Annotated in this window: 22 protein-coding genes and 1 tRNA gene; 8 read left to right on the top strand and 15 right to left on the bottom strand. The window is 59.5% G+C overall.

The features are described 5' to 3' along the window. Window positions 1-59 precede the first annotated feature (59 nt). On the bottom strand, window positions 60-776 hold the full coding sequence (locus ACZ889_RS21495; protein WP_180690109.1) for a hypothetical protein: 717 nt from the start codon (window positions 774-776) through the stop codon (window positions 60-62). 176 nt (window positions 777-952) lie between these two features. Here ACZ889_RS21495 and ACZ889_RS21500 point away from each other — a divergent pair, with 176 nt between their 5' ends. The 3 genes from ACZ889_RS21500 to ACZ889_RS21510 all read left to right on the top strand — a co-directional run bounded on the left by ACZ889_RS21500 (window position 953) and on the right by ACZ889_RS21510 (window position 2,303). Continuing rightward, window positions 953-1,171: a hypothetical protein gene (locus ACZ889_RS21500; RefSeq protein WP_070095704.1), complete on the top strand. Its 219-nt coding sequence runs from the start codon at window positions 953-955 to the stop codon at window positions 1,169-1,171. A gap of 474 nt (window positions 1,172-1,645) precedes the next feature. Continuing rightward, on the top strand, window positions 1,646-1,888 hold the full coding sequence (locus ACZ889_RS21505) for a hypothetical protein (RefSeq protein ID WP_014753559.1): 243 nt from the start codon (window positions 1,646-1,648) through the stop codon (window positions 1,886-1,888). A gap of 151 nt (window positions 1,889-2,039) precedes the next feature. After that, a complete protein-coding gene (locus ACZ889_RS21510) occupies window positions 2,040-2,303 on the top strand; it encodes a DUF3077 domain-containing protein (protein ID WP_003250694.1) in 264 nt (87 codons plus the stop codon). A 171-nt stretch (window positions 2,304-2,474) separates the two neighbouring features. On the opposite strand, the gene ACZ889_RS21515 is transcribed toward ACZ889_RS21510, so the two are convergent. Both ACZ889_RS21515 and ACZ889_RS21520 read right to left on the bottom strand, forming a co-directional pair. Then, a complete protein-coding gene (locus ACZ889_RS21515) occupies window positions 2,475-3,191 on the bottom strand; it encodes an SDR family NAD(P)-dependent oxidoreductase (RefSeq protein ID WP_476257797.1) in 717 nt (238 codons plus the stop codon). 45 nt (window positions 3,192-3,236) lie between these two features. Further along, window positions 3,237-3,722 carry a DUF2165 domain-containing protein gene (locus tag ACZ889_RS21520; protein WP_185280202.1) on the bottom strand — a complete coding sequence of 162 codons (486 nt, stop codon included), beginning with the start codon at window positions 3,720-3,722 and terminating at the stop codon, window positions 3,237-3,239. Window positions 3,723-4,089: 367 nt separating this feature from the next. Between ACZ889_RS21520 and ACZ889_RS21525 the strand changes: the two genes are divergently transcribed. Further along, complete coding sequence (locus tag ACZ889_RS21525) at window positions 4,090-5,127, top strand: sensor domain-containing diguanylate cyclase (protein WP_476257798.1); 1,038 nt, start codon at window positions 4,090-4,092, stop codon at window positions 5,125-5,127. A 157-nt stretch (window positions 5,128-5,284) separates the two neighbouring features. On the opposite strand, the gene ACZ889_RS21530 is transcribed toward ACZ889_RS21525, so the two are convergent. Further along, window positions 5,285-5,494, bottom strand: coding sequence for a tautomerase family protein (locus tag ACZ889_RS21530; protein ID WP_014753565.1), 210 nt, complete (start codon window positions 5,492-5,494; stop codon window positions 5,285-5,287). Between the two features lie 69 nt (window positions 5,495-5,563). Next, complete coding sequence (locus ACZ889_RS21535; protein WP_014591532.1) at window positions 5,564-6,295, bottom strand: SDR family NAD(P)-dependent oxidoreductase; 732 nt, start codon at window positions 6,293-6,295, stop codon at window positions 5,564-5,566. Window positions 6,296-6,408: 113 nt separating this feature from the next. Here ACZ889_RS21535 and ACZ889_RS21540 point away from each other — a divergent pair, with 113 nt between their 5' ends. Further along, window positions 6,409-7,335 (top strand): LysR family transcriptional regulator, encoded by a 927-nt coding sequence (locus ACZ889_RS21540; RefSeq protein ID WP_143999935.1) that lies wholly within the window; start codon window positions 6,409-6,411, stop codon window positions 7,333-7,335. 127 nt (window positions 7,336-7,462) lie between these two features. After that, window positions 7,463-7,702 (top strand): hypothetical protein, encoded by a 240-nt coding sequence (locus ACZ889_RS21545; RefSeq protein ID WP_161773965.1) that lies wholly within the window; start codon window positions 7,463-7,465, stop codon window positions 7,700-7,702. 6 nt (window positions 7,703-7,708) lie between these two features. On the opposite strand, the gene ACZ889_RS21550 is transcribed toward ACZ889_RS21545, so the two are convergent. The 9 genes from ACZ889_RS21550 to thrS all read right to left on the bottom strand — a co-directional run bounded on the left by ACZ889_RS21550 (window position 7,709) and on the right by thrS (window position 15,195). After that, window positions 7,709-7,785 (bottom strand) — tRNA-Pro (locus ACZ889_RS21550). Window positions 7,786-7,899: 114 nt separating this feature from the next. Continuing rightward, the gene (locus tag ACZ889_RS21555) at window positions 7,900-8,256 is read right to left on the bottom strand and encodes a MerR family transcriptional regulator (protein WP_003250681.1); all 357 of its coding nucleotides are present in this window, start codon (window positions 8,254-8,256) and stop codon (window positions 7,900-7,902) included. Beyond that, window positions 8,237-8,539 carry an integration host factor subunit alpha gene (gene ihfA, locus ACZ889_RS21560; RefSeq protein ID WP_003250679.1) on the bottom strand — a complete coding sequence of 101 codons (303 nt, stop codon included), beginning with the start codon at window positions 8,537-8,539 and terminating at the stop codon, window positions 8,237-8,239. The genes ACZ889_RS21555 and ihfA overlap by 20 nt, the downstream gene beginning before the upstream one ends. Before the next feature lie 4 nt (window positions 8,540-8,543). Further along, entirely contained in the window at window positions 8,544-10,925 is a 2,382-nt protein-coding gene (gene pheT, locus ACZ889_RS21565) for a phenylalanine--tRNA ligase subunit beta (protein WP_004574323.1), read from the bottom strand. 31 nt (window positions 10,926-10,956) lie between these two features. Next, window positions 10,957-11,973, bottom strand: coding sequence for a phenylalanine--tRNA ligase subunit alpha (gene pheS, locus ACZ889_RS21570; protein ID WP_003250674.1), 1,017 nt, complete (start codon window positions 11,971-11,973; stop codon window positions 10,957-10,959). A gap of 109 nt (window positions 11,974-12,082) precedes the next feature. Then, window positions 12,083-12,439: a 50S ribosomal protein L20 gene (gene rplT, locus ACZ889_RS21575; protein ID WP_003250671.1), complete on the bottom strand. Its 357-nt coding sequence runs from the start codon at window positions 12,437-12,439 to the stop codon at window positions 12,083-12,085. A gap of 27 nt (window positions 12,440-12,466) precedes the next feature. Next, a complete protein-coding gene (rpmI, locus tag ACZ889_RS21580) occupies window positions 12,467-12,661 on the bottom strand; it encodes a 50S ribosomal protein L35 (RefSeq protein WP_003250667.1) in 195 nt (64 codons plus the stop codon). A gap of 60 nt (window positions 12,662-12,721) precedes the next feature. Then, entirely contained in the window at window positions 12,722-13,273 is a 552-nt protein-coding gene (infC, locus tag ACZ889_RS21585; RefSeq protein ID WP_012052879.1) for a translation initiation factor IF-3, read from the bottom strand. Continuing rightward, the gene (thrS, locus tag ACZ889_RS21590) at window positions 13,273-15,195 is read right to left on the bottom strand and encodes a threonine--tRNA ligase (RefSeq protein WP_010953409.1); all 1,923 of its coding nucleotides are present in this window, start codon (window positions 15,193-15,195) and stop codon (window positions 13,273-13,275) included. The genes infC and thrS overlap by 1 nt, the downstream gene beginning before the upstream one ends. A 338-nt stretch (window positions 15,196-15,533) precedes the next feature. Here thrS and ACZ889_RS21595 point away from each other — a divergent pair, with 338 nt between their 5' ends. Both ACZ889_RS21595 and ACZ889_RS21600 read left to right on the top strand, forming a co-directional pair. Then, a complete protein-coding gene (locus ACZ889_RS21595; protein ID WP_180689643.1) occupies window positions 15,534-15,839 on the top strand; it encodes a hypothetical protein in 306 nt (101 codons plus the stop codon). A gap of 162 nt (window positions 15,840-16,001) precedes the next feature. Further along, the gene (locus ACZ889_RS21600) at window positions 16,002-16,214 is read left to right on the top strand and encodes a cold-shock protein (protein ID WP_003250656.1); all 213 of its coding nucleotides are present in this window, start codon (window positions 16,002-16,004) and stop codon (window positions 16,212-16,214) included. 201 nt (window positions 16,215-16,415) lie between these two features. Here ACZ889_RS21600 and ACZ889_RS21605 read toward each other — a convergent pair whose 3' ends face one another. After that, complete coding sequence (locus tag ACZ889_RS21605) at window positions 16,416-16,736, bottom strand: I78 family peptidase inhibitor (RefSeq protein WP_180689642.1); 321 nt, start codon at window positions 16,734-16,736, stop codon at window positions 16,416-16,418. Window positions 16,737-16,943 lie beyond the last annotated feature (207 nt).

Here is a 16,943-nt window from a genome sequence, read left to right on the forward strand (position 1 = left end):
GGTTTGTGTTGCCGGTGAGATCGAGCGCCGCCAAACCTCCCATGGCGGACACCTTCCACTCAAGGCCGCATGAGCGGCTCGATCCCGATCCATTTCTTAACGGGGTGATAGCAGAGCTTCAGCGGCGGAATCTGCACCTTGCGGCCCTGCACATCCAGTGCCCCCAGATGAATCGTCCACTTGGAATCTGCCTCGAACTTGTCCGTCTGAAAGATCACATAAGCCGAGCCATAGCGCTTGTTGTTGGTCATCCTGGGAATCATCCGGTGCACTTCATCGCTGTTGATGTCGTATGGCGATGGCCGGGCGGTCTTCTCATTCACCAACGGAAAGTCGTAGGTCTCGTTGATGCCCAAGTACACCTCGGGCCGCGCATTCAGGCGCGAGCCGTCTTCAAAGGTGATGTAAGCCTGACGGCTGTCGTACAGCACCGGTATCGGCGGTTCGCCACGCTTGGCATCGGTCGACGGGCGTTGGCGGTCTTTGTTGTAGGCGATCATTTGCACAAAGAATTCCTGCCGCGAGTACTTCTCGCCCGGGTACTGCACGTACAGGCTTTGCTCATAGCGCTTTTCGCCCCATAGGGCGGCGTGGTCGTAGAGGTAGGTTTCCAGGTAGAGGGTGGTCTCCCCCTGCGGGCCTGGCACTTTGAACTGGAACTCGGATTCGCAAAGGTCCGCGTAGGCGGCGCGTTCGCGTTTCCAGGGGACGCAGGCGGTCAACGAAGCTGCGGCCAGCAGCAGCATGAGAGAGAGTGTGCATTGCAGGTTATTCATGACCGGCCCTGGTCCAGATGCGAATGGATCAGTTTCGAGGGCTGGGTCGCGCAAGTCCATGCTGACCATTTGCCATTATCGCGATACAGACAGCACACCTTGCAACCGCTCTGGAAGTGACCACAACGCCGCAACCGGATTTGCTAAGATCGCGGCCTTTCCGCTGGGTGAACTGCATGTTCACCCGAGCCATTTGCAGCCTGCTGGAAGACCCGATGAACAAACTGATCCTGCCTTTCGCCATCTTCGTTAGCGTCATCATCACAGGGAAGATCGCCGAGCATTACGGCCTGGAGGGCAGCTGGAAAGTCGGCCTGCTGTGCCTCGTTGCAGCTGCCGTCCAGATCGCGGTTACCCGCTTTCAGCGCCACCAGCGGCACAAAGCCGAGCTTTAAAGGGCGCGGGGCCCTCTGGATGATCACGTTATGGGGACCTTTCTTTCACCCAATTTTCACAGTGGCTTGGGCAGGATGAAGCTATCCCTACGTGATAGTACTTAGCCCGCCTCGGCGGGCTTTCTTTTGCCCGCATGTTTCCTGTCGACGTTTTGGGGAACGGGAGCGGGTCGAAAAATCAGAAATAACCCCTTCCTTGTAGGCCATTTCCCAAAGATACTCCTCGCGCCTGATTTTCGTTGCACATGGAAATAGTCAGCCCTAGTCTCGGCCTGTCGCTGCCAATTCAGCGACCGGTTTTGACAGACCGCTGACGTTGTCCTCATGTGCTCGCTTTCATGGCGGCTGTACGTGTGGGCACCCTGTGGTGCGCCGAGTGCCAACGTCTCGGTCTGTCAACCCGCGTACAGCTGCCACCATCTTGTTTGACAGCAAGGTTGAGGTAGCTCCACTTTCCGACGTTGGAGTTACGCCATGCTCAAGATCGTTCCAGATCCACCCCACAGAACCCTCTGCCTTGAAGACACCCTGATTCAGGCCACGGATTACGCGCTTTGCGCTGCAACTGTCGTGCATCAGGCAATGCTGCTGCAGCCCAAGTCACCCGCGTCGATTCTGATGATGACCTCGATGCATGAACTGGAGACCTTGAGAGCTTTGCTCGAGTCCGCAATAGCCCAGGTGCAGATGCCCACGGAGCCTCGCACTACGCACTGACGTCTCGCTGATGCACTGCCTGGGCCGGCGTCTTCGCGGATACCCCCTTCCAGGCACTCCCTCAGCCTTGAAGACTGCCGTGCTCCCGTAGGAGCGGGTTCACCCGCGAATAGGCCCGTACAGGCTGAAGCAATCTTGGGGAAACTGAACAATGTCCACAGAAGAAACCAAATTCACCGTCGGCAAAACCACCTTCTACCAAGGTGAAAACCAGACCCATCCCCTCTTCCGCATCGAAGCCGGCATCCCTTGCCAAAGCGCCCGTGAACAGGCGTCCGAGCTGATGGGCTATGCACGGGACATGACTCTGGATGGATTGATGGAAGATAAACCTCAGTTGATCTGGGCTTCGCACTACCTTTGCGCGTTAGCCAAGGCACTGATGGATGATGCTGAACTGGGCATGATGCGCTGAATGACTCATCATTGACTGGGTGCCTTCAAGACCTATGCGACTCCCGGTTTTGAAGGCGACTCAGCGACCTAGCTCCTTGCCTCTTTTCTTGCTGGACGCGGTCCAAGATTCAGTTCCATCGACTGAGACATCAAAGCCGAACCCTCACGCAAAGGCTCCGGTGCTTTGGCGTCAGAAGCGCTCATCACCGATAGCCGGCAAGATCAGCTCCCGTACAAACGAAGCCCCGGACAAGCGCAACAGCGCGTCGACCATAGTGACCACATCATGCACCGGTACCTGGCGCCGCTCGCCACGTGCTGCGGCTTGCGCCAATGGCGTGTTCAGGGAGTCGTCGGTATTGAGATAACCCAGTTGGAGCACGGTCACCGCCAGGTTGTCATCCCTAAAACCTTCGCGCAGCGCATCAGCCATGCCGTTGAGGGCGAACTTTGAGGCGCCGAACGCTACCTCCGGGCGCCCACTCTGGCGAAGAGCTGAGGTCGAACCGGTGAGGATCAACTGCGGCCGGGGCGCACCAAGCAACTTGGGCACCAGGCGCTTAAGCAGAAGCAGCGTGGCCGTGATGTTCACCTCGACCAGCCTGGTGATCGATTCGTCGCTGTCGTCAAGGAAGGCATAGTGCTCGCTGAAGGCGTGTTCTTCCCAGATGCCAACGTTGTAGATCAGGACATCCAGATCGGCAGGTGTCCGATCCGCGATCTGTGCCACAGCCGCCACTGGCTTGGCAAGGTCGGCATCGACCCAGTGCAGATCGATGCCCGGGGCAAGGGCCAAGTCTGACGGTTGTTTGCGTGATACGCCAATCAGCGTGTCCCCTGGCTTGCCGAGCCCTTCGAGCAAAGCCCGGCCCAACCCTCTGCCGGCGCCTACGATCATCATCTTCATCTGTTGCTCCTTTTAACTGAAATGCTCCAAGCTTCCCTAGGCCGCTCAACTCCAGCGGACATTCAGTACGACGAAGTGCAGCAGGATCCAGACCATCAACAGCAGATGGGTCAGTTGCAACCCTTCCTGGCGGATCCAGTAGCCGAACCATATCCCGCCCAGCAGCATCGCGAACAGGAACCCGAGCGTTGCGCTCAAGGCCAGGTTCAACCAGGGCCGCGCCACCTCCAAGCCGGCGCCAAGCAGCAGTTCATAGCAGCCAACCCAAGCCGCGAGAACGGCGGCTGCCTGTGTCAGCACGATGATCGACAAGGCCAAGCGATGGATGGCGTGAGAGGTCATCGCTCGCACCAGCAAAGGGAGGCTGATTCCGGGAGGTTGGGCCAGCGGCGCCATCGACATGGTCTCCCCGATCGCCCCGGCTGAGCTGGCAAAGGCCTGCAGGTTGTTGATCAGGCTGATACTCAGCCACAGGCTCAAGCCAATGCAGCAGGTGATCTGGAAAATCAGCAGTGAAGTCGGAGTGTCCATTCCGGGTCCTTTGTGAGTTCGTTTCCGAAAGCAGCGAGAGCGTCCGGACGCCACTCTAAAACCTTGACTTAACTCGAGGTCAATACCGGTTTACCAATAAGGCAGCCAGGGGCGACAACCTCAACCGTTTGTTCAAGCCGCCGGTAAGTCTTAGAAGTTTGTCGAGGTCTTGGGCGACCGACCGAGCCGCGCCGATCAACGCCACAGGTATGACCCACTGGAGGATCCGGGATAGAGCCAACCGGTTTGCTATGCTCTCTACTTCGGCTGGCCTGAAGGCGCCGAGCGTGTGCGGCATTGGCCAAGATGCTTGAGATTTTTCTATCCGCGTTTGTGAAAAAACGAACCAAGGAGTGGAGTAACAGACATGCCAGCTTGTCCCCTACCCGCTGATGAAGCACTTCGTCAGCGCACACTTGATGACATGGACTTGGTCGATACGCCGGCCGAGCATTATCTTGATACCTTGGTACGACTCACCCAAGAACTAGCCCAGGTGGAGACCGTTCTGATCAGCCTAATCGATCAGGATCGGCAGTGGTTCAAGGCTCGAATCGGCATCGAGGTAAGCGAGACGAAGCGCAATGTGTCCTTTTGCGGCTACGCGATTCTCGGTGAAGATACCTTGATGGTTTCCGACGCCAGGTGCGATTCACGCTTCGAGGACAATCCCCTCGTGCTGAACCCACCCTATATCCGGTTCTATGCGGGCCACCCGTTACGTGCCTCAAATGGAAAAGCCATTGGCACCCTGTGCATGTTCGATCCTCGGCCGCGGAAGCTCAGCGAGGCGCAACAGGCTAATTTTCGGGACTTAGCCACGCTCACCGAGGGTTATTTGCAACTGCGGAGCCTAGCTCAGGTCAATCGCGCTCTGCGTGTTGAAATGGATCGCGGGCAGCGCAGGGCTTTGCTTGATCCTTTGACACAACTATGGAACCGCGGGGCATTGGCAGCATTTCAGAATCGAGAGCTTCGTTTGGCTGAGGAGCGAGGTTTACAGCTAGGTGCCGTATACGCAGACCTCGACCGTTTCAAATCCGTCAATGATGAGCATGGCCACGATGCCGGCGATAAAGTGCTCTGCGAGTGCGCCCGCCGACTGCGGGCTACGCTTCGGCCAGATGACCTGCTGGTACGCCAAGGAGGAGAGGAGTTCGTGGCCTTGCTACGGGTTAAAGATAGCCAAGAATTAACGCAGATTGCGGAGCGCTTGCGTCAGTCAATCGGCAGCGCGCCGTTTCTGTTACCCGGCGGCCCTCGGAAGATGACCATGAGCATCGGATGCACCCTGCTCACCCAGGGTGAGCAGATTGATGATGCAATAAAGCGCGCTGACGGCGGTCTCTATGCGGCCAAACATGGGGGGCGTGACCAGGTTGTCTATGTGCCAGCGTTATCCTGAGGAAGTTAAGACTCGGTAACATGGGGCGAGACTCTCCCTATACGAGATGCGCTAGCGTATTGGCCACCCCGGTCTCCAAGTGGGTTCTCCTTCGCAAGCGTGTCGAGCCAAGGCCGCCCTGGAGGCGCTGATTCGCGCCGCCGGGGCAGTTCGGAGCTCATCCCTGAGTTTTTTTGCTGCGGTACTCGGTGGTGGTCATGCCGGCGTAGCCCCAGTTATCGGTGTCGACCTCCTCGATCACGATATGGGTGAGCTCAGGTTTCTTTCCGAGCACTCGCTGCAAGGTCTCGGTGATTTCCTTGATGACCTGGGCTTTCTGATCACGGGTGACGCCGTCGCGAGTGATGCGGACGCTGACGAAGGGCATGGTATTACTCCTATGGGGTGGGGAAATCAGGGCAAGGAGGCAGGATGCCTCCCCGTTACGTTCAGCCTATTACCATTTGCCGACACTCATACCGCCGTCGACCGGCAACACCACGCCCGTGGTGAACCCGGCGTTGGCCAGGTAAAGCACAGCGTCGGCAATGTCGCTGACGCGGCCGATGTGTCCGGCCGGCTGCAGGCCGTTGAGGAAGTCGAAGCTGGCCGGATCGTGCATCGGCGTCTCGATGATGCCGGGAGCCACCGCGTTAACCTGGATGTTGTGCGACGACAGCTCCAGCGCCAGGGCGCGGGTGACCTGGTTGAGGCCCCCCTTGATCAGCACCGGCAGGGCGGCGGGCACGGCGATGTTGGGTTGCAGCGCCACGGCAGCGGTGATGTTGATGATGTGACCCTGGCGCCGCTCGATCATGTGCGCGGCGGCGGCCTGGGAGGCGTAGACCACGCCCTTGAGGTTGGTCTCCAGCATGCCTTGGATGTCTTCCGGGCTGTATTCGATGAAGGGTTTGGGCAGGAAGAAGCCAGCGTTGTTGACCAACACGTCGACCTGGCCGAAGGCGTCGATGCTGGCCTGAATCAGGCGGCGGGCGGTCTCAGGCTTGGCGATGTCGCCGGCCACGCCGATGAAGGCGGGGCTGTCCAGTTGTGCCTTGGCCTCGGCGAGGCGTCCGGCGGAGCGGGCATTGCCGACCACATTGAAGCCACTGGCGAGGAAAGCCTTGGCCAGGCCGAAGCCGATGCCGCTGGAGGCGCCGGTGATCACTACCGTTTTGCTGTTGCTCATGTCGTTTCTCCCAATCAGGTGGCGCCGAAGAGCGCCGTTGGGAGGACTATATTTTTGCTTCAGATAAGGATAAATATGGCAGCGAGAACTTCAGTTGATACATGGTGTAATCAATGCAGCGGCATTTCGACGACGTCCTACTCGGCAGCATCGAGCTGTTCTGTCTGGCGGCGGAGCTGGGCAGCTTTACCGCGGCCGGTCTCGCGGCGGGCGTGACGCCGGCAGCGGTCAGTCGCTCGATCAGCCGCCTGGAAGAGCGCTTGGGCTCCAGACTGTTCGTCCGTACCACCCGCAGCATCCGCCTGACCGAGGGCGGGCGAGGCTACTACGAACAGTGTCGTCAGGCGCTGACCCAGCTGGTGGAGGCCGAGCGGGTGGTGACCGGTCAGCAGCAGGAGCCTTCGGGCACACTGCGCATCAGCCTGCCCACGACCTACGGGCACCACCGCATCCTGCCGCTGCTGCCCGAGTTTCGACGGCGCTACCCGAAGGTGCAGGTCGACATCCACCTGGGCAACCGCAACATCGACTTTGTCGGCGAGGGCTACGACCTGGCCATCCGCGTGCGTGCACAGCCGGATTCGACCCTGATCGCCCGGCCACTGGAAGACGCCCGGCTGGTGGTGGTGGCCACTCCAGATTACTTGGAACACGCGGGCGAGCCGCAGAGCCTTGAAGAACTGGCGCGGCACGACTGCATCCAGTTCGAACTGCCCAGCAGCGGTCGGCGCATCGCCTGGCTGTTCGACGAGGAGGGCCGCGAACGGGAAGTCCTCACCGACGGCGGCTACGTCTGCTCGGACGACGTGCTCGGTGGCGTGACCTTGGCCAAGCACGGCGCGGGACTGTTCCAGACCTACCGCTTTATCGTCGAGCGCGAGCTTGCCGAGGGCTCGCTGGTCGAGGTGCTGCGGCCCTTCGCGGGCCGCTCGCGGCCGTTCACCCTGCTGTATCCCCAAGGCCGACACATGCCGTTGCGCCTGCGAGCCTTCGTCGACTTCATCATGGACAAGCGGCGCCACTGGGCCGCTGGCAGCTGAGGGGACGTATCACTCTGTACCAGTGCCATGGTGGATGCGGCGCCGATGGGCCAGCCTGTAATTGGCCTTGGACCGATCTCCGGTTTAGCACCTGCCGGCCCAGCACCGGGCCGAGCCGGTGGCATGGATGGAATCACGCTCACCTCAGGCGTACGCCACGATCTCGAACGAGGTTAAGCAGCACAACCTCAAATTCGGTGGAGCGCCTGCCTCGGCGGTCAACGACTACAGCATTCCGCTCTACACCCACGCCGATCCTGACGAGGTTGACGGCATGCGAATTCGCGGTGGTGTTACCCTGAGAAGTCACGCAAAAGTCACGCACATGAAAAAGGCCACTCCTTTCGGAAATGGCCTAAGTCATTGAAATATATGGTCGGGACGGAGTGATTCGAACACTCGACCCCTTGCACCCCATGCAAGTGCGCTACCGGGCTGCGCTACGCCCCGACTGGGCTTTGAAGCATGTTCTCAATCTTGCCGAGAACGTTGAAGAATGTACCCTAACCTCCTGATAAATGAAAGCTTTTTCTCAAAAAAATTTCCATTCATCAGAAACCCGGTTTACTTCTTCAAAACCACCAACACATCCTCCAACTCAACAATCATCTGCCGAATCAGCTGCTTGTACTGGCTGGATTCATCTTTAGCCTCATCACTGGAGAGCCTCAACCGCGCCCCGCCAATGGTGAACCCCTGATCATACAGCAGCGCACGAATCTGGCGGATCATCAGCACATCCTGGCGCTGGTAATACCGCCGGTTCCCCCGCCGCTTCACAGGGTTCAGCTGGTCGAACTCCTGCTCCCAATACCGCAGCACGTGTGGCTTTACGGCACACAACTCGCTCACTTCACCAATGGTGAAGTAGCGTTTGCCCGGTATGGGGGGCAGTTCGTCGTTATGGCTTGGTTCCAGCATAGGCCTCAACCCGGGCCTTCAACTTCTGCCCTGGACGAAAGGTGACGACGCGCCGTGCGGTGATCGGGATTTCTTCCCCTGTCTTGGGGTTACGGCCCGGCCGCTGGCGTTTGTCGCGAAGGTCGAAGTTGCCGAAACCGGACAGCTTGACCTGCTCGTTCTCTTCAAGTGCGTGCCGAATTTCTTCGAAAAACAGCTCGACCAGCTCCTTGGCCTCACGCTTGTTAAGCCCCAGCTCCTCGTACAGCCTTTCGGCCATCTCAGCTTTCGTCAGAGCACCCATGCCGTTATTTCCTTAACGTGGTGTTCAACCTTTGTTCGAGCGAGGTGAGGATGTTTTGCAGGGTAGTGTTCACCTCATCGTCGTTAAGAGTGCGCGATGGATGCTGCCAGGTCAAGCCGACGGCAAGGCTTTTTCTATCAGGATCAATGCCTTTACCTTGGTACACATCAAACAGCCTGAGGTCTGTGAGCCATTCGCCTGCATTGTCACGAATTAATTCAAGCACCGCGCTAGAAGCCACATCACGTCCTGCGATCAAAGCCAGGTCACGACGGGTTTCCGGGAACTTGGACAGTTCGCTGAATTTCGGCAGGCGGCCTTCGACCACGTCGCCCAGCACCAGCTCGAACAGGAACACCGGGCGGTCCAGGCCCAGGGCCTTGGCCAGCTCTGGGTGAATGGCGCCGAGGTAGCCGACCAGTTTACCGTCACGCTCGATGGCAGCGGTCTGGCCTGGGTGCAGGGCTGGGTGTTTGCCGGCGCTGAAGGTGAAGTCGCTCAGGGCGCCGGAGTAGCCCAGCAGGGCTTCCACGTCGGCTTTGACGTCGAAGAAGTCGACGCCGTCGCGGCCGTTGGCCCAGCCTTCTGGCAGGCGGCTGCCGGTGATGACGCCGGCAATCATTGGCTGCTGCTGCAGGTCACCCAGTTGGCCGACAAAGCGCAGGCCGCTTTCGAACAGGCGCACGCGGTCTTGCTGGCGGTTCAGGTTGTGCTGCAGTGCCTTGACCAGGCCCGGCCACAGCGAGGCGCGCATGGCGGCCATGTCGCTGGAGATGGGGTTGGCCAGCAGCAGCGGCTCTACGCCCGGGCTGAACAGTTCGAACAGTTTCGGGTCGATGAAGCTGTAGGTGATGGCTTCCTGGTAGCCGCGGGCAACCAGCAGGCGGCGCAGGGTCGGCAGGTCACCGCGGGTTTCCGGCTTGCCCTGTGGGGCCAGGCGGGCTTGCGGGTAACGAACCGGCAGGTTGTTGTAGCCGTACAGGCGGGCCAGCTCTTCGATCAGGTCCACTTCCAGGCTGATGTCGAAGCGGTGGCTTGGTACGCTGACGGTCCACTGCCCTTCCCCGCTCTTGGTCGTGGTCAGCTCGAGGGCGTTGAGCAACTGCTCGACCTGGGCTGGGTCCATTTCCATGCCAAGCATCTGGGTGATGCGTTCGGCGCGCAGGGTGACCGGGGCTACTTGTGGCAGGTGCTGTTCGCTGACCGCTTCGACCACAGGGCCGGCTTCGCCGCCAACGATGTCCAGCAGCAACTGGGTGGCGCGCTCCATGGCTTCGCGGGCCAGTTGCGAGTCGACGCCGCGCTCGTAGCGGTGCGAGGCATCGGTGTGCAGGCCGTAGGAACGGGCTTTACCGGCGACGGAAATCGGCTCGAAGAAGGCGCTTTCCAGGAACAGGTCGCGGGTTTTTTCGGTGTTCACACCGCTGTGCTCGCCACCCATGACGCCGGCGATAGCCAAGGCGCGGGTGTGGTCGGCGATGACCAGGGTGTCGGCGCGCAGGGCCACTTCCTGGCCGTCGAGCAGGACGAGCTTTTCGCCCTCTTCGGCCATGCGCACGCGGATGCCGCCGTTGATTTCTGCCAGGTCGAAGGCGTGCATCGGCTGGCCGAGTTCGAGCATCACGTAGTTGGTGATGTCGACGGCGGCGTCGATGCTGCGAACGTCGCTGCGGCGCAGGCGCTCGACCATCCACAGTGGGGTTGGCTTGCTCAGGTCGACGTTACGGATAACGCGGCCCAGGTAGCGCGGGCAAGCAGCCGGGGCGCTGACTTCGACCGGGCGCACTTCGTCATGGGCGGCCGCTACGGCTGGCACCACCGGGCGGGTGACCGGGGTGTCGTACAGGGCGCTGACGTCGCGGGCCAGGCCGGCGATGGACAGGCAGTCGCCGCGGTTCGGGGTCAGGCCGATTTCGATGCTGGCATCATCCAGGCTCAGGTACGTGCGAATGTCTTCGCCAACCGGAGCGTCGGCAGCCAGTTCCAGCAGGCCGTCGTTTTCTTCGCTGATCTGCAGTTCGGCAGCCGAGCACAGCATGCCGAAGGACTCGACACCGCGCAGCTTGGCCTTCTTGATCTTGAAGTCGCCTGGCAGTTCGGCACCGATCATGGCGAACGGGATCTTGATGCCTGGGCGGGCGTTAGGGGCGCCGCACACAACCTGGAAGGTTTCCTGGCCGCTGCTTACCTGGCACACGCGCAGCTTGTCGGCGTCCGGGTGTTGTTCGGTGGCGAGAATTTCGCCCACGACGATGCCGCTGAACTGGCCGGCAGCGGGGGTAACGCTGTCAACTTCGAGGCCGGCCATGGACAGGCGGGCGACCAGTTCGTCACGGGAGACTTGCGGGTTGACCCAACCGCGCAGCCACTGTTCACTGAATTTCATGCTGTTCTCCTGAAAGTTGCGTCGATTGGGCCTAGCGGAATTGGGCTAGGAACCGCAGGTCGTTGTCGAAGAACAGACGCAAATCGTTGACGCCATAGCGCAGCATGGCCAGGCGCTCGGCACCCATGCCGAAGGCAAAGCCCTGGAACTCTTCTGGGTCGATGCCGGACATGCGCAACACATTCGGGTGCACCATGCCGCAGCCCATCACTTCCAGCCAGCCGGTTTGCTTGCACACGCGGCAGCCGTTGCCGGAACACATCACGCACTGGATGTCGACTTCTGCAGACGGCTCGGTGAAGGGGAAGAACGATGGGCGGAAACGGACCGCCAGCTCTTTCTCGAAGAATACGCGCAGGAATTCTTCGATGGTGCCCTTGAGGTCGGCGAAGTTGATATCGCGATCGATCAGCAGGCCTTCGACCTGGTGGAACATCGGCGAGTGGGTGATATCCGAGTCGCAGCGGTATACGCGACCCGGGCACACAATGCGGATGGGCGGCTGGGTGGACTCCATGGTCCGCACCTGCACCGGCGAGGTGTGGGTGCGCAGCAGCATGTTGGCATTGAAGTAGAAGGTATCGTGCATCGCCCGCGCCGGGTGGTGGCCAGGGATGTTGAGCGCTTCGAAGTTGTGGTAGTCGTCTTCCACCTCTGGGCCTTCGGCAATGCCGTAGCCAATGTGGGTGAAGAACTGCTCGATGCGCTCGAGTGTACGGGTGATCGGGTGCAGGCCACCGGTGGCCTGGCCGCGGCCTGGCAGGGTGACGTCAATGCATTCGGCAGCCAGGCGAGCGCTGAGCTCGGCTTCTTCAAAGGCAGCCTTGCGGGCATTGAGCACAACGGTGACGCGCTCTTTGGCGTCGTTGATCAGCGCGCCGACTTTCGGCCGCTCTTCGGCTGGCAGGTTGCCCAGGGTCTTCATCACCTGGGTCAGCTCGCCCTTCTTGCCGAGATAATTAACCCGGATCTGTTCCAGGGCGTTGATGTCTTCAGCGCGTTCCACGGCCTCTAGGGCTTGGGAGACCAGCGCATCCAGGTTTTCCATGTACAGACTCCAGATACGAAAATAGGGGAAGAGCTTTGAAGGCTCTTCCCCTATCGATGACGTTCAATGCCCGGCAGCGCTAGCACCGCCGGGTGATTGTCGCGGGTACTTAAGCCAGAACGGCTTTAGCTTTCTCGACAATCGCAGCAAACGCCGCTTTTTCGTTCACTGCCAGATCAGCCAGAACCTTACGGTCGATTTCGATCGAAGCCTTTTTCAGGCCAGCAATCAGACGGCTGTAGGACAGACCGTTGGTGCGGGCACCGGCGTTGATACGAGCGATCCACAGTGCGCGGAACTGACGCTTCTTCTGGCGACGGTCGCGGTAGGCGTATTGGCCTGCCTTGATGACCGCTTGCTTGGCTACACGGAATACGCGCGAACGTGCACCGTAGTAACCTTTAGCCAGTTTCAGAATTTTTTTGTGACGCTTACGAGCGATAACGCCGCGCTTAACACGAGCCATGAGTAACTTCCTCTATCTTAACCAGAATTAACGAACGCGCAGCATGCGCTCGACTTTTGCGACGTCGGACGGGTGCAGCAAGCTGGCACCGCGCAGTTGACGCTTACGCTTGGTCGACATTTTGGTCAGGATGTGGCTCTTGAAAGCGTGCTTGTGCTTGAAGCCCGAAGCTGTCTTCAGGAAGCGCTTCGCAGCACCGCTCTTGGTTTTCATTTTTGGCATGTTGGAACTCCGCATTCGATAAAATTACACATAATCATCAGGCCTGCCGTGCCCGGGAGATTACTTCTTTTTCTTGGGGGCGATGACCATCATAAGCTGGCGTCCTTCCATCTTCGGATGCTGCTCAACGGTGCCGTATTCGGCGAGGTCGGCTTCGACCCGCTTCAACAGCTCCATGCCCAGCTCCTGGTGGGCCATCTCACGACCACGGAATCTCAGAGAGATCTTGGCCTTGTCCCCATCGGTAAGGAAACGTACCAGGTTGCGTAGTTTTACCTGGTAATCCCCATCCTCCGTCCCTGGACGAAACTTGATTTCTTTGATCTGGATCTGCTTCTGGTTTTTCTTGGCTTCGTTAGCCTGCTTCTTCTTCTCGAAGAGGTGCTTGCCGTAGTCCATGACCTTGCAGACGGGTGGTACCGCGTCTGCAGAGATTTCTACCAGGTCCAGCTTCGCTTCATCAGCGATACGCAGCGCTTCATCAATCGAGACGATGCCAACCTGCTCGCCGTCTGCGCCAATTAACCGAACCTCGCGGGCCGAGATATTCTCGTTGATCGGGGCCTTCGGTACAGCACGCTTATCGTTTCTCATTTCACGCTTAATAGTCATTACTCCGATTCTTGGCGACCACGCCGGGAAACCGCTTGTGTCAGCAGCTCAACGAATTGGGCGACGGGCATGGAGCCCAGGTCTGCGCCTTCGCGAGTACGCACAGCGACGGTTTGCGTTTCGACTTCGCGGTCCCCTATAACCAAAAGGTACGGGACCTTGAGCAAAGTATGCTCGCGGATTTTAAAGCCGATCTTCTCATTTCTCAAGTCCGACTTGGCACGGAAACCGCTTCCGTTCAGAGATTTCTCAACCTCGAGGGCGAAATCGGCCTGCTTGTCGGTGATATTCATGATCACCGCCTGGGTTGGGGCCAGCCACGCCGGGAACACGCCCGCGTAGTGCTCGATCAGCATGCCGATGAAGCGCTCGAACGAACCGAGGATGGCGCGGTGCAGCATGACCGGGCGAACTCGGCTGTTATCTTCGGCGATATAGCTGGCATCCAGACGCTCTGGCAGGTTCGGGTCGTACTGCAGGGTACCGCACTGCCAGTTACGGCCGAGGCAGTCGCGCAGGGTAAACTCGATTTTCGGGCCGTAGAAGGCACCCTCGCCCGGCTGGTATTCCCACTCAAGGCCGGATTCGTTCAGGGCGTCGGCCAGTGCTGTTTCAGCACGGTCCCACAACTCTTCGGAACCGACACGCTTGGCCGGACGAGTGGACAGTTTCATGGCGATGTCGCTGAAACCGAAGTCCTTGTACACGTCCAGGGTCAGCTTGATGAAGTCGGCGGCCTCTTTCTTCACCTGATCTTCGGTGCAGAAAATGTGCGCATCGTCCTGTACGAAGCCACGCACGCGCATGATGCCGTGCAGTGCGCCGGACGGCTCGTTACGGTGGCAGGCACCGAACTCGGCCAGACGCAGCGGCAGGTCTCGGTAGCTTTTCAGGCCCTGGTTGAACACCTGCACGTGGCACGGGCAGTTCATCGGTTTTACCGCGTAGTCACGGCTTTCCGACGAAGTGGTGAACATGTTTTCGGCATAGTTTGACCAGTGGCCGGAACGTTCCCACAGGATGCGGTCGACAACCTGCGGGGTCTTGATTTCCTGGTAGCCGTTTTCGCGCTGCACGCCACGCATGTACTGCTCGAGTACCTGGTAGACGGTCCAGCCGTTGGCGTGCCAGAACACCATGCCCGGGGCTTCTTCCTGCAGGTGGAACAGGTCGAGCTGCTTGCCGATCTTGCGGTGGTCGCGTTTTTCGGCTTCTTCGATGCGCTGGATGTACGCAGCCAGCTGCTTCTTGTCAGCCCAGGCCGTGCCGTACACGCGCTGCAGCTGCTCGTTCTTGGCATCGCCACGCCAGTAGGCGCCGGACAGCTTGGTCAGCTTGAACGCCTTGAGGAAGCGGGTGTTCGGCACGTGCGGGCCACGGCACATGTCTACGTATTCTTCGTGGTAGTACAGGCCCATGGCCTGTTCATCCGGCATGTCTTCGACCAGACGCAGCTTGTAGTCTTCGCCACGGGCCTTGAACACATCGATGACTTCGGCGCGCGGGGTCATTTTCTTGACCACGTCGTAGTCTTTTTCGATCAGCTCCATCATGCGCTTTTCGATGGCGGCCATGTCTTCTGGGGTGAAGGGACGCTCGTAGGCGATGTCGTAATAGAAGCCTTCGTCAATGACCGGGCCGATCACCATCTTGGCGGTCGGGTACAGCTGCTTCACGGCGTGGCCAACCAAGTGGGCGCACGAGTGACGGATGATCTCCAGTCCCTCTTCATCTTTAGGGGTGATGATCTGCAGGGTGGCGTCGTTGCTGATCAGGTCACACGCATCGACCAGCTTGCCGTCGACCTTGCCGGCCACAGTGGCCTTGGCCAGGCCAGCGCCGATGGAAGCGGCTACTTCGGCTACGGATACGGCGTGATCGAACGAACGTTGACTGCCATCGGGAAGAGTAATAACGGGCATGGCGCCTCCTCTCCTAGTGGTGACCCCTACCAAAGGTCACGTGGGTTGGGATGAGCCAGTACAAGATCCGACCTGCCTTCCGGTAAAAGGAAGCCTGCCCCACAGTGGCAGAAGCCTTTCGGCTTGTCAGGGACGAACCAGAGTGACTGGAAAGAAAAAAGATAGCTGCAACCGGCAACAGCGCGACTGCAAGCCGAGCATGCTAGCACGCGGGTTGCACCCCAGGCAGAAATATTTGGAAATTGCACCGCAGCGGTGAACTAACGCGGAAAAATACCGCTCAGACTTTGGGAAGCAACCTACTCTTGATGAGACCTTAACCCAAGGAGTAACTGGTGATGCGAGTTCCGTCTCTTCTGGCCCTGGCGGCCGCTGGCGCCCTGCTGCTGCCCGTGGCTGCGAACGCCGGCAACTTCCCCCCTGGGAAGGAGGCCGGCTACATGACCCAGTGCACGCAAGTGGCCAGCGGCCAGGGCGTTGACGCTGCCACCGCGAAAAAACACTGCGACTGCGGCGCGCAAGCCATCAAAAAGAATTTCACCGACGCCGAGATTGCCGACCTCGACAGCAAGGACGGCGTTGACGCCAAGCTGATGCAGAAGGCGCAGTCGGTGGTGAAACAGGCCTGCGCACCGAAGAGCTGAAACCTTAAAGCCGGTGATGACCAGCCATTCTTTGAGCTGGATCAATATCCTGCGAAGGTAAAAGGCGCTAGATGCGCAGAATTAGACTATGATGTATCCCGTGCTCCGTAGCCTCGGCCGCATTGCACCACTGAAAAAACTAAATGTTCTGGAGATTCACCCATGTCCAATCGCCAACAAGGCACCGTCAAATGGTTCAATGATGAGAAAGGCTACGGCTTCATCACCCCAGCAGGCGGCGGCGACGACCTGTTCGTACACTTCAAAGCCATCGAATCTGACGGCTTCAAGAGCCTGAAAGAAGGCCAGACTGTTTCCTTCGTCGCCGAGCGCGGCCAGAAGGGCATGCAGGCTGCACAGGTTCGTCCGGAGTAATTCGGATAGCTGTAAAAAAACCCGCCCTTGTGGCGGGTTTTTTTATGGGTGATGCATCATCTGAGTGGGGCGGGATTGCCTGCGAAACCGACTGTAGGGTGAATGGCACGGGCTTTGCCCGTGTTCGCGGGTGAACCCGCTCCTACAAGGCGACCGCGCAGGCTTTTCACATTTTGCGCAAGGCAGTTGCCCCCGCGTGCATCAACCGCAGTTGACGCGGGTTACCTTGCCCTGGTCGTCCACGTTCAGGTTCAAGCGCTCGGAGCGGTACTCCAGGGTGACCACGTCGTGCGGTTTGAGAATGCGCGCCATCTGCGAGCCGCTGGCCTTGCGTGCCTGCTCCAGCAATTCGGCGCTGGCCTGCTTGCCCAGGGCAAAGTCGGCACCACTGGCTTCGCAGCGGCCATCGTTGCCCGCTGGCGCGGACTGCGCAGCACCACCATCAGCATTGCCACCAGTGCTGCAACCCGCCAGGACAGCAGCCACAGCCAGAGTTGCCAGGTAAGCACGGGTACGGAACATGAAGCCTCCTAAATCGGTCCGGGAACTGCCTGATCCGACAGCTCCGCTCATCATTTGTTGCAAAAACCGGTCAAGTCTGCCTGAACTGCAGCAGCGAGGCGAAAAGCAATCGTGACCGGATTTTGCACAACGTGCTGTGTTTGCCATATGCTTAGCCCGCACGGTCACCGGCGCAAAGCCATGATTTGCTGCAAGAAGTGGAGCGCA

It is taken from the genome of Pseudomonas sp. TE3895 (genome assembly GCF_056278855.1).

Coding starts and splice junctions, on each gene's coding strand:
- ACZ889_RS21600 (WP_003250656.1), top strand. CDS start 16,002: ATGTCCAATCGCCAACAAGGCACCGTCAAATGGTTCAATGATGAGAAA.
- ACZ889_RS21535 (WP_014591532.1), bottom strand. CDS start 6,295: ATGAGCAACAGCAAAACGGTAGTGATCACCGGCGCCTCCAGCGGCATC.
- ACZ889_RS21505 (WP_014753559.1), top strand. CDS start 1,646: ATGCTCAAGATCGTTCCAGATCCACCCCACAGAACCCTCTGCCTTGAA.
- ACZ889_RS21595 (WP_180689643.1), top strand. CDS start 15,534: ATGCGAGTTCCGTCTCTTCTGGCCCTGGCGGCCGCTGGCGCCCTGCTG.
- ACZ889_RS21495 (WP_180690109.1), bottom strand. CDS start 776: ATGAATAACCTGCAATGCACACTCTCTCTCATGCTGCTGCTGGCCGCA.
- infC (WP_012052879.1), bottom strand. CDS start 13,273: ATGACTATTAAGCGTGAAATGAGAAACGATAAGCGTGCTGTACCGAAG.
- ACZ889_RS21555 (WP_003250681.1), bottom strand. CDS start 8,256: ATGCTGGAACCAAGCCATAACGACGAACTGCCCCCCATACCGGGCAAA.
- pheS (WP_003250674.1), bottom strand. CDS start 11,973: ATGGAAAACCTGGATGCGCTGGTCTCCCAAGCCCTAGAGGCCGTGGAA.
- ACZ889_RS21510 (WP_003250694.1), top strand. CDS start 2,040: ATGTCCACAGAAGAAACCAAATTCACCGTCGGCAAAACCACCTTCTAC.
- ACZ889_RS21530 (WP_014753565.1), bottom strand. CDS start 5,494: ATGCCCTTCGTCAGCGTCCGCATCACTCGCGACGGCGTCACCCGTGAT.
- ACZ889_RS21515 (WP_476257797.1), bottom strand. CDS start 3,191: ATGAAGATGATGATCGTAGGCGCCGGCAGAGGGTTGGGCCGGGCTTTG.
- rpmI (WP_003250667.1), bottom strand. CDS start 12,661: ATGCCAAAAATGAAAACCAAGAGCGGTGCTGCGAAGCGCTTCCTGAAG.
- ihfA (WP_003250679.1), bottom strand. CDS start 8,539: ATGGGTGCTCTGACGAAAGCTGAGATGGCCGAAAGGCTGTACGAGGAG.
- ACZ889_RS21520 (WP_185280202.1), bottom strand. CDS start 3,722: ATGGACACTCCGACTTCACTGCTGATTTTCCAGATCACCTGCTGCATT.
- ACZ889_RS21500 (WP_070095704.1), top strand. CDS start 953: ATGTTCACCCGAGCCATTTGCAGCCTGCTGGAAGACCCGATGAACAAA.
- ACZ889_RS21540 (WP_143999935.1), top strand. CDS start 6,409: ATGCAGCGGCATTTCGACGACGTCCTACTCGGCAGCATCGAGCTGTTC.
- ACZ889_RS21605 (WP_180689642.1), bottom strand. CDS start 16,736: ATGTTCCGTACCCGTGCTTACCTGGCAACTCTGGCTGTGGCTGCTGTC.
- thrS (WP_010953409.1), bottom strand. CDS start 15,195: ATGCCCGTTATTACTCTTCCCGATGGCAGTCAACGTTCGTTCGATCAC.
- rplT (WP_003250671.1), bottom strand. CDS start 12,439: ATGGCTCGTGTTAAGCGCGGCGTTATCGCTCGTAAGCGTCACAAAAAA.
- ACZ889_RS21525 (WP_476257798.1), top strand. CDS start 4,090: ATGCCAGCTTGTCCCCTACCCGCTGATGAAGCACTTCGTCAGCGCACA.
- ACZ889_RS21545 (WP_161773965.1), top strand. CDS start 7,463: ATGGAATCACGCTCACCTCAGGCGTACGCCACGATCTCGAACGAGGTT.
- pheT (WP_004574323.1), bottom strand. CDS start 10,925: ATGAAATTCAGTGAACAGTGGCTGCGCGGTTGGGTCAACCCGCAAGTC.